Origin of the sequence: Halonatronomonas betaini (assembly GCF_015666175.1) — a bacterium.
GTDB classification, from domain to species: Bacteria; Bacillota; Halanaerobiia; order Halanaerobiales; family Halarsenatibacteraceae; genus Halonatronomonas; species Halonatronomonas betaini.
The window spans coordinates 15440-32870 of sequence record NZ_JADPIE010000006.1 but is presented as its reverse complement, the minus strand read 5'-3'; the positions used below and the strand labels follow the sequence as shown (position 1 = coordinate 32870).

Sequence of the window (17431 nt, the reverse complement as noted above, 5' to 3'; positions counted from 1 at the left end):
AAATAATGAAAAACAAAAACATTAAATTTTATATCGGGTTAATTTTGGTTGTTTTTCTGACAATAGGGCTGACTGGCTGTGAAAATGGTTCCAGTAATATTATAGGAGATGATTATTCAGTCACTGTAAATATTGAAGAAATTGAAAGTGAAGAACATATTGATGTTTTTTCTGTTGTTGCTGATAATTCTTCAAGGACTACCTTTGAAGAAGATAATTTTGATGAAGTCAATAATAGCTTGACTGCTGAATTAACCAACTTACAAGGCAGTGTTGATATTGAATTAATAGTTGATAATGATGAAATTGAAGGATCATATCAACTAGCTCGAGATACTATTACTGTTACTGGCAGAGATAATATAATATTTGTAGTTGAATGGCAACAATCCGGAGACGATGAAGACAATGACGGTCATGAAGGCGATGATGAAGATGAAGGCGATAACGATCTTGACAGTAATCAATATTTATTGACAGGCAATTTTGCTCAATCTGGAGCAGAAGGCCAGGTTGCAGCTCAATCGGATGTTGAAGCTGTTGCTCAGGTTGTATTAATATATTCTCGTGATTATGAAATACATGATGTGGAAGAAGATGGAACCTTTGAGATTGCAATGGAAAGAGGAGAACCTGGTGGAATGGCCTTTGTTGACGAGGATGGAAATTTCATCGGCCATTTAAAATTAGATGAAGGCCTTGATTCAATTCCATCTCAGTCCCTGGATGATGAAACCCGGCTGGTAGACTTAGGAGAAATAGATGAAGATGGAGAACCAGAGAATGATCCGATTGGCAATGAATATGATATTTCTGAGAATGATCTGGCTTCAATGGCGGTGGCTGATACATTCTTTAGTGCTGTAGCAATGAATGCTGATTTTGTTGAAAGAATGACACAGGAGGGCGAAAAATTAAGAATATATAATACTTATTTTATAAATCATTCATGGCTTGATGAGAATAATGAAATTGATCCTGAGAATATTGAAAAAGTAATTGAAGCTCACAGAATGGGTTTTGGTATTGAGCATGGTCACTTCAATAATCCATCAGACATGAAATTAAGTTATCCTAATGGTGAAATTAATGGGCCTATAGTTATACCTGAGGAATGGAATGAAGGAGATGAATATAGTTATACTTCAATTCATTTTCCAGGTGTAAGTGATGTGGAAAGAGCAAGATATGAAGGAGAACCAATTCCACAGCCAGGAGAATATAGAATGTTTGATGATATTCTATTTGATATTAGTTTCCAATTGCCAGATATTACTACTGCAGCAGTTGAAAATTTAGTTGTTCCAGTTCCTCAAGTTGAAGTTAATGAAGAAGGTATAGTACAGTCTATGTCTTGGGACTTTTATTCAGTATCTGGAAATATTATTAATAATCCAGAAACAATAATACTTGACGGTAGTATTGGTTTCTCAATGCAGCCACGATTTGATGGTGAGGGTAATATAATTGGTTCTTATGATAATATATTAGATATTGATGATATGAAAACATCTGAAAGTTATTATAATGATGGCAGATTTTATGAAGAATATCATATGAATATAAATGAAAAAATTGATTTAAGTCATAAAGAAATTTATTGGCAGGACGTAGAAGTATTTGATATCAATTATTATGATAGATATGGAATTAATTATATGGTGCCGTTTATTAATTCTAACTATAATCCATTAAACAAAGCAGGACATGTGTTTATAACCGGAGATAATTATGTTGAATCTGAAAATAAAGTATTTACTGCTCAATATACAGTTTCCATGGACCATGAAGTTGAAGCACCTGTGACTTTAAAATTAGAAGGATTTGCTGATGAGGATATAAAAGAAATTAGCCAGGGAGATATCAGTGATTTCATAAATGGTGGCATGAAAATTACAACAGATGATAAAGGTGAAGTGTTAATAGATATTACTTTTGCGGCTGATGTTAATGAAGAAGGTAGTATTATAGCAAATATTGATGAAACAGATGATAATATTGGTTCTTTTGATGAAGATGAGTTAGAAATAAATGTTGATACTACTGGAAATGATGGAAATTAAACTTATTTTCAATGTTAAAAATATAAATATGAAAACTAATCAGATCAGGCTGGGTTGTAAGCTAGATAACTCAGCCTGGTCTATTTTTATGCTTTATAATGAAAAATTTATTACTATACAAAATATTTCTGGAAAGGTCCAGGAAGATCTAAACCGGGTTAACGCTTTAGGGGGGAGATTAAGAATAAAAAATTAACGGTAGATAAGTAGCAATTAGTTTTAAAAGGGGTTTAATTTCTTCAAGTTATGATATAATAAAAAAGATGATATTTATACACCAAACATACATTTCATACAACAGGCTACAAAATATTACAATTTAGGAGGATTTATTTGAATGAAGTTCGATAGGACTAAGTTTGCTGGACTGGTGGCCCTGGCTCTGGTTATGATAGTGGCGTTAGGGGCATGCGATTCAGCAGGGCCTGCAGCTGAAGATAGCAGGCTTAAATATGATGTGACGGTTTTAGTTCTCGATGAACAGGATCAAGCTCTGCAGGGTGCTGAAGTGACCCTGGGTCAGCTGGAAAAAAGTACTGATAATGATGGCCTGGCGGAGTTTGAAGAAGTTGCTGAGGCTACTTATGAACTTGATGTTGAAATTACAGGCTATACAGCTAGCAGCGAAGATACTGGAACAGTAACTGTTGACCAGGATTCGACTGAATTTACTGTGGTAATGGTTGAAGGCGATAGTGATAGCGGTGACACAGGTCAGGACGATAGTGATGACAGTAACGATTCAGATCAGGACGATGATGACGACAGCCAGGATGGTGATGATAGCCAGGACGATGATGACAGCAAAGACGGCTCCAGGTCTGGCGATACAGAGTCTGATTTCACCTGGGCTGATGATGAAGATAGCGTAATAGCCAGGCAGTTTGCTGCAGCTGAGAGCAAGCAGATTGATTTAGGCCAGCTGGCCGATGGCGAATCAGCAATAGTTGCAATTAGCCCATTAAACATAGATCCAGATAGCTCAGCTATCTATGATGGCAGTCTGGAGGTTACATATTCTGACGGCTCTCAGTCGAGTCAGTCGACAGCAGAAACCCTTAGTTCCAGCAGTCAGGATGGCAGTCAGAGTTCAGCCCAGGCAGAATTGGATTCTGAGCTAAGAGAGCTGGAGGATCAACTTCTGGACCAGGATTTACAGCCGGCAGCTGATACTAGAGCTGATGTGACTGCCCAGGACGCTTATGAAATCGGAGATAGCAGAGCTTTTTACAATAAAGATAATGAAAAAATAGATGCAACCTTAAAAGCCATTGGCGATGAAGTTTTGATCTACCTTGAAGATGGTTATCAGCTGGAAACGGAGACCCTGGAAGAGATGGCGGCTGCCTATGATGACAATATTTATCCAACGGTGATGGATCATTTTGGCTTCCATGCCAAGACCGAATACGACTGGGACGGCAATGGCAGGACGATAATTTTTATTGAAGATATGGGCGGTTCGTCACAGAACGGAATGATTATGGGCTATTTCCACTCGAAAGATTATTTTAGTAATAACGAGTTAAATGACAAATATATATCCAATGAAGCCGATATGTTCTACATAAATTATCAGGCAGTCAAAGAGGCTGAAAGCAGAACCGGCTTTACGATGGACAACGTCCTGCAGACAGTTGCCCATGAGTTCCAGCATTTAGTCTTCTTTGTAAATAAAAGAAATGCCGGCAGAAAAGGAACCGATACCTGGATCAATGAGGGCTTTTCGATGCTGGCTGAATACCTGACCGGTTACCGGGATTATAATGGTGACCTCAGGATAAACAGCTTTTATTTCTCGGAGCCTGAACAGACCTCAACTATGTACTGGGATCAAAATTCAAGCGATTATGGCGCCAGCGCTTTAATAGGCTATTATCTATATGAAAAATTAGGTTCAGGGATCATTGAAGATATCCAGACCAGCAGTAATCCTGCCAGCCAGGTAATTTCTGATAAATATATTGATTTTCCCGGCCTGATGCTTGGCTGGATGCTCAGTAATTATATAGATGGCGAAAATCTTGATAAATTTAGCTATTCAGGCTTTGACCTTGATGCCCGGCCGGCCCTGGCGGCTACAATCGATGGTTCATTTTCAGGCAGTTTTAGCGTTAAATCGACAGCTGTTAAATATTTCAAGATAGAAGGCACTGGTGCAGAAGTCAGTTTGCAGGTCGATAATCTGAACGAAGATACCGGGATTATTATTTTCAATGACTAGGAGAGGATAGAACTTGAAGAGAATACTTTTGATATTGTTGATGATTATGGTGATAGGCACTGCATTTAGCCTGACAGCTCGAGCTGAGGACTGCGCAATAGCAGACAATGATAAGGCCGATCCAGAGCCAGGTTCATTAACCGGCCCGGCCTATCAGACCATCCAGGGTGAGCTTTCTGACATTGGCACCGGTGAAATGCCCTTTCTGGTCTTTAGCACCAGTGACGGCGATTATCTCGTGGCCAATGCCAGCTATGGCAGATTGCAAAACTTAAAAGGCCTGTCCCTGCTCTTAACCGGCAGGATAAAGGATCTTGATGCCGGCCCATTTCTCGGCCAGATAAATGTCGAAGAGTACAACACTTATTTCCCAGACAGACCTAATGATTGTCCTGAAGCCGATTTACCTGATGGAGCTAGTGGCAGCCCCGATGATTCCTGCAGTCAGGACTGGCAGGAAGAGATTTCAATCCTGGGCAAACTGGTTGCAGCAGAAGGCAGGTTATATCTTTTAAGCAGAGATCAGCTAGTTGTTGAGCTTCTGCCTGGGAATTCCCCCAATGCTGAATCTGAAGAAGATGATAGCGCTGATACTTCAGGGAGCTTAGAAGATTATGGCTCCATCAGCGATTATACTGATGAAGAAATCGTAATAACTGGCTCATTCAGGCAGCTAGGAGATTACAGCGGAGAGCTAGAAGTGAAATCCTACCGGGTCTTGTCTGAATAATTGCTGCCATGCTCGGGATTCCAGGTAGTTACCAGCCAGAAAAGAGCCAGTTTGAATATTAATTGAGCTAAATATAGCAATATCTATTAGACGTCAGCTTAGTTGCTGGCGTTTTTCTTTTTTAAGCATAAATTTATAGTTTCTAGAATATTATCTAAACCTAAAAAAGCTCAGGAAGATCCAAAAAAGGGGGTTTTTTGTCGGTTAGAAGTAATATATGGAAATGACGTGACTGAAATATGACTGAAATATGACTGAAATATGACTGAGATATGACCAGAAATAACTATTATTATGATATACTTAATCATCATTAATAATAATGATTATTAAAGGGCAGCATTAATATGATAGGAGGCCGAATAATGAAAGATAAATTGGATTCATATAAAGATAAACTGGTCTCATATAAAAACAAATTGACTTCATATAGATTTATCAAGATCTTTCTGCTATTAATAGGCATCAGAATTGAAAATCAGGTGCCTACTGATTACAGGCCAGAAGTTACTGTCTTGATACCGGCTTATAATGAAGAGGACTGGATTGGAGCTACTGTTAAAAGTGTTCTTGATCAGACCTATCCTGTTAAAGAGATAATAGTCGTTGATGATTCTTCATCTGATAGAACTGGAGAGATCGCCGGAAGTTTCTCCGGTGTAAGAGTTCTGAGAACCCCTGTACAGACTGGAATGAAAGCAAAGGCACAGAAATATGGCTTAAAATTTGTAGAGACTGAGCTTTTAGTAATGCTGGATGCAGATACTGTTTTAAAAGAAGACGCCATTGAAAAGATAGTGCCGGCAACCTATGATGACAATACCTTTTCAGCCTGCGGCTTTGTCATTCCCCAGGATATAGGTAGTATCTGGGAATCAGTTAGACTTGTCCAGTACCTCTTTGGTATCGGCTTCTTTAAGAATACTCAGAATTTCTGGGGCACACTCTTTGTAGTTTCCGGCTGTTTTTCTATCTATAAGACTGAGTTACTAAAATCAATTGATATCCCGGAAGATTCAATAGCTGAGGATTTAGCCTTAACTTTCCAGGCCCAGCTAGAGGGCTATAGAGTAAAATTTATTAAAGATGCAGTCAGTTATCCTAAAGATCCTGACAACTGGTTGACTTATAGAAATCAGATCAGGCGCTGGTACAGAGGCTTCTTTCAATGTTTGAAAATGTATAAAGGCGATCTCTTGTCTAAAAACAAAAAACTATTAGCCTTAACAACTGTCCATCTTTTGTCCAATTTTCTCTGGATATTTTTAGTCGTAGGTTTTATAACAATGACCATTCAGGGCAGTACCGGAATTTATTTATATCAAGCAATCTTTTATTTTCTATTATTTGATTTTTCCTTTACAGTATTTATGGTTTTAAAGGGAGCTATAAAATACAAGAGAATCAGACCGGCCCTGGCTGGAATTCCCTTTTACTGGCTATCGCTAATAATCGATAATGTAATCTTTATCGAATCAGGTTATATAGAGTTATATCGGAACAATAAACTTGTCGTCTGGCATAAAGGTCATTGAATTAGAAGGAGGTCGTTTATATGTATATACCATCAGGTTTATCCAGTTTATATCTAATGGGAAGATTTGCTGTAGTGATTTTAATTGTAGGTCTAGTTTTAGCTATGGGTGGAAGTGGTGCTGACATGCCCGAGCAGATGGTAACCTTTGCATTTACTGATGGCGATATTTCCGTAATTGAAACTGCTCATCCGATTTTGAGTAGATATGATTATAGAGGTGATGTCTATGTTGCAACTAATAGTATTGGAAGCCCTGGTAAATTAACAGAAGAAGATTTACTTGATTTATATGAAGCTGGCTGGGGTGTTGGATCCCATGGCCTTGTTTATCAGGATCTAGCCCTCCTTAGTGATGAAGAGGTTTTAGAACAACTCCAAGAGTCAAAACAGATTTTATCTGAAATAGTTCCAGAAGTTTATGGATCTTATCTAACCCATGATAATTATACAAATCATACTTTAGATTTAATTGCTGAAGTTTATCCAGCCACTGTAGTCAGTTATTGGAAAGCTGTAAATGAGATTCCAATGAATGCCGGTGACCAGCACAGAGTTATGGCTTTAGATATTAATAACCTTGCTTTAAATGGTGTCAAAGCTATAATAAATCTAATGGAAGAAGATCAATGGATAATGCTTTCATTGACTGGAGTAGGCAGGAATCATAACTGGTCAGAAGAGGACTTTACTGAATTAGTCGATTATATTGCAGAGAGAGATTTTGTTGCTGTAAATCGGCCTGATGCTGAATAGCTAGTGATAAATATTATAAAGTTTGACTTTCAATAATATAGTTTTCTCAATGATTAACTATTAATATATTATAGCTAAACCCCTTTCGCTAAAATCAGAAAGGGGTTTTCTGTTGATTTTTAGTTGACAATGCTGATTGATTAATATATATTAATACTAAGGTATGCTTATAGAAGATAAATGAGATTAATAGTAATAAATCCTTGAAAAAGGCAATCCTGCTGAGAGGCAGAGTCGCAAAGCTAGATGCCCGTCTAAACGGGTAGTTCGGCTACCGGAGGGATAACATGAGGAAGTTTTTATTTATTATTTATATTTTAGTTATAATTTTAGTTTTTACAGGTTGTGGCTCAGCAAGTAGCTCAGATATTTTAAGGCAGGATAATCTGACCGATGAGTATCTCAGTGAAGATGAACTGGCTGAAATAGTCAGGGATAATTATAATAATGGCCAGAGAGAAGCTATCTGCTGGAGTGAATTTATTGCTTCAAATCATGAATTAGGGCTAGGAGAAGTAATTTCCGATAATGTAGTTGAAGCTGACGATAGTATGGTCTTAGTCTCCCCGGAGAATAACTTTGATGGTGGCCAGAAAAGAACTGTTGATAGAATAGGCTATGGCAGTTATATTGCCAATCTAAAGACAGATTATGCAGCCGGTTCCTATACAGCTTTCTTTATGTATCAGGGTGTAGCTGAAAAAAATGATGAAATTGATATTGAGATATATAATGATGGTTCCAGGCGGGTTGATTTTGTGATCTGGAAAGATGGAGTTAGGACTAACTATGTCCAGCGGAAGCTTGATTTTGACCCAACTGCTGATTTTAATGAATACAGAATAGATTATCAACCTGATTATGTAGCCTTTTTTATAAATGGAGAGCTAATGGCCTTATTTACTGATGATATTCCTGGAAGTGAGATGTATCTGCTTGCCAATCACTGGTGGCCAGAATGGCTTGAGCCTGATGAGGAGCATGGTGAGAGCAGAAATTATCTCAAGCAGATTGAGAAACTTATATAATCACTTTCAATTACAATTATATAATTTTGTATAGTACGACTTTATGAATATTACCCCTGGCAGTTTTCTGTCAGGGTTTTTTGTATTTATGTGATATTTACCGGAAAGGTCCAGGAAGGTCTAACCAGGGCTGGGGGCTTATTTGACTGACAGCCTAATCTTTGATAACATTATGTCACTAGTAGTGACAAATCAAATTGTCATTACAGGTGACATATTTATAATATGGAGGAGAAATAAATATGACTATTAATTCTGATGAAGAACAGGGGAGTAATCAAATGGAGAGCAAAGCAGTTGATCCTAAGAAAGAGACAATCACAGATGGCCGCAAATCAAGACGGGAGCAGAATAAAAGAAAAGTCCTGTCAACCTTTTTAAATTTAATTGCTGAAAAAAGAACTCTGCCTGATACAGGAGAAATAGCAAGTGAAGCTGGCGTTTCAAGGAGATCAATATTTCGTTATTTTAATGACTTAGATGAATTAATCGAAGAAGCCTACCATTACAAGCTAGATCAAATCAGAGAAAAGTTTCCAGAGCCAGAAGTTCCAATAAAAACCGATAATATAGAGGAAGTAATAACCAGATACGTTAACCATTTAAGCGATATCTATGAATTCACCGCATCAATCAGAAATCTTCTCTCAGAAAGAGGAATGCCACTTGAAGTCAGGGAGCGAATCGAAACTTTAAAGAGCCAGACACTCAGAGATGGCTTAAAAAAATACTTTGAAATCTTTCTAGATGATACTGATATAGAATCCAACTTTATCTATGCCCTGGAATCTTCGTTATCACCAAAGAACTGGGATTATCTTAAGGGCCCCTGTGGGCTAAATATTGAACAGGCCAGACAGGCCTGGGTGGAGATGTTGCTAAGAATTTTTAGCAAATACAAAAATAAATAACTAATATAATATTAGATAATGCTCAAATTTAGCCTTGAACAATCCATATAGTTTCAAGATTAAAAGAAGGAAGTGTTAAAGATGATGAAATTCCTAACTAAACTTAAAAGGAAATCTGGATTTATATCTAAAATATTATTTCTTATCTTAATAACAACCCTTTTAACAGTTCCTCTTATCCGGAGTTCAATGGAAAATGGAGAAGAAGAAATAGAGATTAAGCGTCAGACTGATATCCAGGCATCAGATAATAATGGTGATAATGATCGAGATACCGTTGATAATGATAGTAATCCTGATGCTGCGGATAATTATAGCCCTAACGATAACAATGATTTAGATCAGGCTGATAATAATAACGCCAGTAATTACGACGCAATCCAGGCAGTTCAGCTGCGAGCAGAGCAGACAGCCGAATATCAGGAGTTTGACGGCTTTACTGTTCCAGGCGAGACAGTGCCAGTTGTGCCTGGCATCGGTGGTGAAGTCAAAAATATCCACGTCTCTGAAGGCGACCAGGTTCAAGAAGGCCAGCTTCTCTTAGAACTTGAATCAGAAGAACTTGATCTAGGCATTAAAGAGGCCGAGGCTGCCCTGGAACAGGCTAGACTGGAACTGGATATGGCAGAGACCGGTGCCCGGGAGGAAGAGCTAGAGATGGCTAAAGCCCAGAAGCAGTCTGCCGAAAAGAGTTATGAGCTGGCCCGGGATACCTATGAAAGAATCGAATATCTCTATGATGAAGGAGTTGTGCCTAAATCAGATTTAGATGAGGCCGAGATGGCCCTGATTGAAGCCGAAGCCTCCCTGGAGGCCGCCAGCCAGGAGCTGGAGATGGCCGAGACCGGTGCCAGGCCTGAAGAGCTGGATATCGCCAGAAAAGGTATTGAAGAGGCCGAATATGGCCTGGAGATAGCCCGAGTCTCTCAGGATGACCTCCAGGTAACAGCCCCTAAATCAGGAGTAATAGCTCAGATTGAGCTATCTGAAGGAGAACTAACCGGAGGTGAAAGCCTGGCCATGGCCATCCTGGATCTCGATGAAATAATCTTTGAAGTCGAAGCCCCGGCCAGGAGATTAACAGATATAGAAGTCGGCCAGCAGGCAGAACTGGAATTTGACTCACAGCCAGATCAGACCTATCAGGGAGAAATCAGCTCAATCTCACCGGCAGCCGATGAAGATAGCGGTCTCTTTGAATTCGAGATAGCAATCGCCAACCCGGATTTAAGCCTTAAGGCAGGCGAATACGGCCAGGCCAGAGTCCAGATTGGCCAGGAATCAGACGCCTTTAGAGTTCCACAATCTGCAGTTTTCTCAGAGGCTGGCCAGGATTATATCTATGTAATCAGAGACCAGATGCTAAGAGAAATTGAAATTGAGATTTTAGACGAAATAGCAGCTGGAGAAAATAATGATTTTAACGGAGAAGCAGACAGCTATCTCATAGAAGGTGATCTCCAATCAAGCGAATTAGTTGCTGCAGAGTATGACGAAGATTTCTATTCTGGCCAGGAGGCAGAACTCCTGGAGGTGATCGACTGGTGAGATTACCTAAATTTGCAGTAGAACGACCGGTTGCAGTAACAATGATCATCCTGCTTTTAATCCTGATGGGCGGAATAGGCCTGACCAACCTGCCCCTGGAACTAATGCCAGATCTTGACCTGCCAGTAGTTGTAGTCCTGACTGAATACCCAGGAGCCGGACCCTCAGAGATAGAAAACCTGGTAACCAGGCCCCTGGAGGAGAGCCTCCAGGCAGTAACCAACGTATCATCAATCTCATCTATCTCCCAGGAAGGCGAGTCCCAGGTCATCATAGAATTCGAATGGGGCACCGACCTGGATTACGCCATCCAGGATGTCAGAGAGCAGGTTGACTTTGTCGGCCCGATGCTCCCGGATGAAGCCGAAGATCCCTATTCTATCCAGTTCGACCCCACAGAGATGCCAGTTCTGGATTACGGTGTCAGCGGTGAGGGCGAATTAACAGAAATCCGCCAGACAGTTGAAGATGAGATCGTTCCTGAACTGGAGCGGCTCTCAGGCGTCGCCCAGATAGATATCACCGGTTCCCAGGAGAGAGAAATCCAGATAGAGATGGATCCAGGCCGGATCCAGCGGAACAATATCGGCGTAACCCAGGTCATGGAGGGTATCTATGCCTCCAACCAGGATCTACCTGGAGGCGATGTAACCCTGGATCAGCAGGAAACACTGCTGGTCAGAACTCTGGGGATGTTCGATACAATAGAAGAAATAGGCGATGTCCCGGTGGCCGGCGATGCAGGCATGTATTACCTTGGCGATATAGCAGAGATCTATGACGGCTATACCGACCAGGATATAATAGTTCGCCAGGACGGCGAAGAAAGCCTGGGCCTTTCAATCCAGCAGGAAGCCGATGCCAATACAGTCGATACAGTCGAAGGCGTCCAGGCAGAACTTGAAAGCTTACTGCCAGAACTTGACCAGGAAATCAACTTTACAACCATCCAGGACCAGGCTGAATACGTAAATGTCGCAATTGAGACAGTTATCTCCAACGCAGTTATAGGTGGAATTCTAGCAATCATAATCTTATTCATATTTTTAGGCAGTTTCTATTCAACTGTCATCGTTGGAGTAACAATCCCGGTTGCCATCACTGCAACCTTCTTTCTAATCTACTGGGCCGGCCTCAACCTTAATATGATGACATTAGGTGGACTGGCCCTGGGAACAGGTATGTTAGTTGATAACTCAGTCGTTGTAACCGAGAATATCTTTAGAATGCGGGAAGGGGGCAAAGCAACCCTGGATGCCTCAGTAGACGGGGCCTCAGAGGTTGGCGGGCCAATCGCCTTCTCAACCCTGACAACAACAGCAGTCTTTCTGCCAGTCGTCTTTATCGAGGGCATAGCCGGGGAGATCTTTAGAGACCTCTCATTCAGTGTCGCCTTTTCCCTGGTAGTATCACTATTTGTCGCCCTGACCCTTATCCCAATGCTTTCATTAAAACTGATGGATAAGATCGACCTGGAAAAACTCCAGGAGCGGCAGCAGAAAAGCAGGGTTAATAGATTATTAGAAAAAGTAAAAACAAAATATGACAGCATCATCAGAGGACTTATTAAATCCAGAGTTATAACCCTGATTGTAATCGGAGCCCTTTTCGCCGGAACAATATTTATAGCCGGCTGGATGGGCCAGGAATTTCTGCCGGAACTCGATGAAGGCCTGGTCTCAGTAGAGCTGGAAATGGAGCCAGGCACACCGCTCAGAGAGACAGAAAGAGAGGTAGAGAGACTGGAGGCCGAACTTATGGACTGGCCAGAGATTGAGCATATTCAATCAGAGATTGGAGTCGATGGCCGCTCATCAGATGCCAGCATGACCCTGGCCCTGGTTGATCTGGCCGATAGAGACCGGAGCACCATGGAAGTTGCCGCCGAGGTCAGGGGGCTGGCCGAACTGGTTCCAGAGGCCACCCTGGAGGCCACAAACCTCTCCCTGGTTACCGGTGGAGATGAAGCCACCGGCGGCGCCTCAATTGAGGTCAATCTCCTGGGCTCAGACTTAGACCAGCTGACAGAATCTGGCCAGGAAGTAACAGCAGCCTTAAGCGAGATGGAGATCCTAACCGATGTCAGCTTTGGTGTCGATGATCCTACTCCGGAACTCCAGGTCCAGGTAGATAGAAAACAGGCCGGCAATTATGGCCTGACTGCCGGCGAAATCGCCCAGGGAGTCAATACTGCCATCGATGGCGAAGTTGTCACCCGCTATGATGCCGGCGATGAAGAACAGGTAGATGTCAGGCTCAGATATGGCCAGGGAGTCAGAGAAAGCCTCTCTGACATCGAACGGATGCCCCTGGCTAGCGCTCAGGGCCAGGTCTTCCCCCTGGATAACGTCGCCTCAATCACCAGAGGTGAAGGTCCAGTCGAGATCAACAGGATAGACCAGACCCGGGCAGTCAGCATTTATGGCGACCATGTAGATGTCGATATGGGTACAGCTGTTGAAATGGTTGAAGCCGAGATCGCCGGTCTCGATCTCCCTGCCGGTATCGATTACGAATTCGGTGGCGAAACAGAATGGATGCAGGACGCCTTTGACGACCTCTTTCTGGCCCTGATGCTGGCAATCGTAATAGTCTTTATGCTCCTGGCCGGACAGTTCGAATCCTACTGGCAGCCACTGGTCGTAATTTTCAGTGTGCCCTTTGGCCTGGTTGGCGTTGTGGTCGGCCTGCTATTAACCGGCCGGAGTCTAAACGTAGCCTCATATATTGGCGTTATCATGATGGTCGGTATAGTCGTTAATAACGCAATCGTCCTCCTCGATTATATCAATATCAGAATGAAAGATAGCGAATCCAGATTGGACGCCATCTCTGAGGCCTGTCAGATCAGGCTGAGACCAATTCTTATGACCACATTAACAACAGTTCTGGCCATGTTTCCCCTATCACTGGGGATTGGCGAAGGCGCAGAGATCCAGGCCCCGATCGCAACAGCAGTAATCGGTGGCCTGCTGGTCTCCACAGTCTCGACATTAATAATCATGCCAGTCTTATATACCGTCTTTGACGACCTAAGCAAGAAAATTAGCGGTTAATTCAAATTGCTCAAAAAGGGAGGAAATCATAACAATGAAAAATAAATTATTAATTACATTTATCTGCCTGCTCCTGATAATCTCAGGAATTGGCTTAATCACAGCAACCAGTTCCAGTGGTTTTAATCAAACTGCTGCTGTCGCCGCAGATGGTGAAGCCGCTGAAACCGACAGTGATGCCAGCCCTGGAGATAACGATAGTCAGGCTGGCCAGTCCAATAATCAGAATGAAGCCCGGCTACCAGATCAGGCCAGCCTCCAGGAGATAATCGACCTGGCCCTGGAGAACAATTACGGCTACAGCCAGCTCCAGTATCAGCTTGAAGAAGCCGAGGCCAGAAAGGCCCAGCTTGAGGCAGGGCTGGACTGGCGTGGCGATCTCCTGACCGATTTAGAGCTAGTAAACACGCCAGAAGTTCTAAAAACAGTCTATGACATAGCAGAAGAGGATATCGACGACTACCTGGGCTTTGTCAACTTTACAGTTGCAGCCAGTCGGGATATTATCTCAGATCCAGAGACAGACTTTCAGCGAGAGGCCCTGGAGCTTGATATCAGCGATTCTGAGCTGGAGCTAAGCAGAAAAGAACAGGAGCTGATTGTGGAAGTTGCCGGTGCCTATTACGATCTAAAGGAGGCCAAAACCGGCCAGATGCTGGCAGAAAGGGCAGTTGAGATAAGCGAGAAACAGCTGGAACAGGTCCAGGTGCTCTATGAGGCCGAAGAGGCCACAGAGACAGACCTAAAAGAAGTTGAACTAGAAATAGAAGAAGCCAGAGATGGCCTGGAGACAGCTAAAGAGATGGTCAGCCTGGCCAGAGAAAACCTTGAGCAGACCTTAGGCGAAGCCAGCCTGGACTCCCAGCAGATTGATACCCTGGCCCTGGCTGCTGCAGAAGAAATCGATCTCCCTGAAAAAGCCTCGCCCTGGCCCTGGGATCTTGAGGCCAGCAAAGAGATAGCCAGAGATGAAAGGCTAGACCTTGAGCGCTTAAGACAGGCCATCGACTTAATCGACGCAGAAGAAGCCAGGTTAAAAGACGAGCAGAGCCCTGATTTTACAGCCAGCTTTAGCTATCGGCCAGCAGATATCGATATCCTGGCAAGTGTCAACCTGGATGATAGCGGCCGGCTAATCACCTCCCTGACAAGAGTCGAGTCAAATCTGCCAGACCTGCCTGAACTTGAAGACCTGGATGACGAAGAAGTTGAGCAGATCTTAGAAGACCTGCTTGAGTTAGTAGATGTAAGCTGGGACGACTTTAATGATATTGATCTGGACCAGAACGGAATAGATCTCGATGCACCTGATAATCAGGATTCAATCGATTTAGGTGACATGGACCAGGTTCAGACCAGCAGTCAGAATAATAATAACCTGGAACCAATGAACACCAGTAACAACTCAAATTCCAACTCTGGTTCCAATTCCTCATCCACCTGGCAGATTAGCCTGGGCATGGAATATAACTTCTATGACTCAGGCCTGGAAGAAGAACAGCTCAGAGAGATAGAAGCTGAGAGAAAGGGTCAGCTGGAATCCCTGGCTGAAGCCGAATCCGGCATTGGCTTAGAAGTTGAGGCCCAGTGGCAGGAACTGGAGTCAGCCTACCGGGAACTCAGGAATAGTAAATCCAATCTCAACCTGGCATCCAGACGGCTCTCCGATGGCGACCATCTCTTAGAGACCGAGATGATCACCGAATACGAATATAATATGCTGGAGCTAAATTACTATCAGGCATCTGCCGATGTCATTACCGCCTATTATCACCTCAGGCAGGAACAGGCAGAACTGGCCCTGGCATTAGGACTCTCAGCAGACTGGTATCGTGGCGAGCTAGGGGATTAATATCAAAAACTAAAACAAGGGGGATAACTAAGATATTATGTCTAAGTTAACTAAAAAGTTACTTATGATATTCTGTCTTATATTATTAGTTCTTGTTGTCAACTCATTGATTCCAATCACAGAAGGCAATCCTGTTATCGCAGGAAATAGCTTTGATGAAGATCAGCTCAGGGAAATGGTTTATGTTTATACTGAAGAAGAATTAAATGAGTTCTATGAGTCAGACCATTTCAAAACCCTCAAATCAATTGACCTGGAAACAACTGAAAAGCCAGAAGAGATAAGCTATAATAAAGCAATAGAAGATATCGAATACTTATTTGAAATATTAAAATACAGTTATGCTGGTTATCAGCTCTTTGGCGGTGACGAAAACTTTTTAGAAGCCAGAGGTAAGATCATTTCAGAGCTGGAGACTTCCTTTAAAAACCAGGATGATATAACCAGAGAAGAATTAATAAATATGATCTATCAGGAGCTAGGTTTTATCAATGATAACCACTTTTTCTTAGAAGATAGACAGCTTGGTCAGACCAGTATCCTATTTACATCTGACCGGTATAAGTTTACCAGGAACTCTGAAGGAGATTTCCAGACTAAAGATGAAGAGATACTAATTGTAGAAGATGAAATAAAAGTAAATCAGCCTGAGACCGACACCCTCCAGTTATGGCCAACAATTAGCGATGGTGAAACTGTCTATTATCCTGGAGTCTTAAGAGGCTTTTCTCCCCAGGAATTAGAGGAGATACAACAAGAAGTAAACATTCAGGAAAAAGAATTTACCAGAGAGTGGGAGTTCACCAATAAAGCTGAAAATACAAATGAGTCAGCTGAGCTAACACTATCAGTTAACGATGCCTATGGAGGCGGCTACCTTGAACCAGCTGATGATATATATAATCTCACTGAAAGAAATGGAGTAAAGGTTATAGAATTACGGTCTCTTGCTCCCAGAGAAGATGAAGATGAAAAACAGTTGCAGAAATTTGCAGAAGATGCTAAAGAATTACAGGATGAAGATAAAATAATAATTGATATCAGAGCCAATTCCGGTGGTTCATCAGAATACGTTGAAGGCTGGATGAAAAACTTTACCGGTGAAGAAATTTCCAGAGATTTAATAACTCTCCATCTTAGTACTAAATCCTCCAGAAAAGTATTTAAAGATAATATGGTTAAAATGTACGGTCAGCAAAGAGCTGAAGAAATAATTGATATGCTTGCTGGTTTTGAGATAGAACCAAGAGGCTGGCCAGAACCACAATATGTTTCTCAGGATAAAATATCAAATGATACAGAAATCATAGTTTTAATCGACCAGATGGTAATGTCAGCTGGCGAAGGCTTTGTAAATAACTTTAGAAATATGGAGAATGTTGAAATCTACGGTACAAATACCATAGGTGGCTATACAGTCGGTAATGTTGGCTCAACTTTACTGCCTAATTCTAAAATTAGCTTAATCTTTGGTGTATCATTATTTTTAGATGCAGACCTGGTAATAAGAGAAGGAATTGGGCGTCTTCCAGACTACTGGCTCGATCAACATGAAATCAATGAGCTCTTTCTGGATTAATATCGTAAAATAATAACAGCCAACTTAAAGCCAGGGCAGGCAGAAATGTTGGCCCTGGTTTTATCTGTTTAATAAATAGCAATCATACAATTATCTAACCTTTTAGATTTCACAACACTTTTTAGAAAGCCAAGTGATAACTTTCTAAAA

The 17431-nt window shown here is 41.7% G+C and carries 11 protein-coding genes and 1 riboswitch; all 11 genes read left to right on the top strand.

Going from position 1 to position 17431, the window contains the following annotated elements; all coding sequences use genetic code 11:
* Nucleotides 1-5 precede the first annotated feature (5 nt).
* The 11 genes from I0Q91_RS10515 (at nt 6) to I0Q91_RS10465 (ending at nt 17281) form a co-directional block, all read left to right on the top strand.
* Nucleotides 6-2063: a hypothetical protein gene (locus I0Q91_RS10515; protein WP_270454493.1), complete on the top strand. Its 2058-nt coding sequence runs from the start codon at nt 6-8 to the stop codon at nt 2061-2063.
* 337 nt (nt 2064-2400) lie between these two features.
* Nucleotides 2401-4287, top strand: coding sequence for a carboxypeptidase-like regulatory domain-containing protein (locus I0Q91_RS10510; protein WP_270454492.1), 1887 nt, complete (start codon nt 2401-2403; stop codon nt 4285-4287).
* A gap of 13 nt (nt 4288-4300) precedes the next feature.
* Nucleotides 4301-5017, top strand: a complete 717-nt coding sequence (locus I0Q91_RS10505; RefSeq protein WP_270454491.1) for a hypothetical protein — start codon at nt 4301-4303, stop codon at nt 5015-5017.
* Nucleotides 5018-5382: 365 nt separating this feature from the next.
* On the top strand, nt 5383-6552 hold the full coding sequence (locus I0Q91_RS10500; RefSeq protein ID WP_270454490.1) for a glycosyltransferase family 2 protein: 1170 nt from the start codon (nt 5383-5385) through the stop codon (nt 6550-6552).
* A 20-nt stretch (nt 6553-6572) separates the two neighbouring features.
* Complete coding sequence (locus I0Q91_RS10495) at nt 6573-7307, top strand: polysaccharide deacetylase family protein (protein ID WP_270454489.1); 735 nt, start codon at nt 6573-6575, stop codon at nt 7305-7307.
* Between the two features lie 201 nt (nt 7308-7508).
* A riboswitch (cyclic di-GMP riboswitch) is annotated at nt 7509-7586 on the top strand.
* 8 nt (nt 7587-7594) lie between these two features.
* Nucleotides 7595-8335, top strand: coding sequence for a family 16 glycosylhydrolase (locus I0Q91_RS10490; protein WP_270454488.1), 741 nt, complete (start codon nt 7595-7597; stop codon nt 8333-8335).
* Nucleotides 8336-8577: 242 nt separating this feature from the next.
* Complete coding sequence (locus I0Q91_RS10485) at nt 8578-9246, top strand: TetR/AcrR family transcriptional regulator (RefSeq protein WP_270454487.1); 669 nt, start codon at nt 8578-8580, stop codon at nt 9244-9246.
* A gap of 81 nt (nt 9247-9327) precedes the next feature.
* On the top strand, nt 9328-10794 hold the full coding sequence (locus I0Q91_RS10480) for an efflux RND transporter periplasmic adaptor subunit (protein ID WP_270454486.1): 1467 nt from the start codon (nt 9328-9330) through the stop codon (nt 10792-10794).
* Nucleotides 10791-13850, top strand: a complete 3060-nt coding sequence (locus I0Q91_RS10475; RefSeq protein WP_270454484.1) for an efflux RND transporter permease subunit — start codon at nt 10791-10793, stop codon at nt 13848-13850. Before I0Q91_RS10480 ends, I0Q91_RS10475 begins: the two co-directional genes overlap by 4 nt.
* 34 nt (nt 13851-13884) lie before the next feature.
* Entirely contained in the window at nt 13885-15702 is a 1818-nt protein-coding gene (locus I0Q91_RS10470; RefSeq protein ID WP_270454482.1) for a TolC family protein, read from the top strand.
* A gap of 37 nt (nt 15703-15739) precedes the next feature.
* Complete coding sequence (locus I0Q91_RS10465; RefSeq protein WP_270454481.1) at nt 15740-17281, top strand: S41 family peptidase; 1542 nt, start codon at nt 15740-15742, stop codon at nt 17279-17281.
* The last annotated feature ends 150 nt before the right edge of the window (nt 17282-17431 follow it).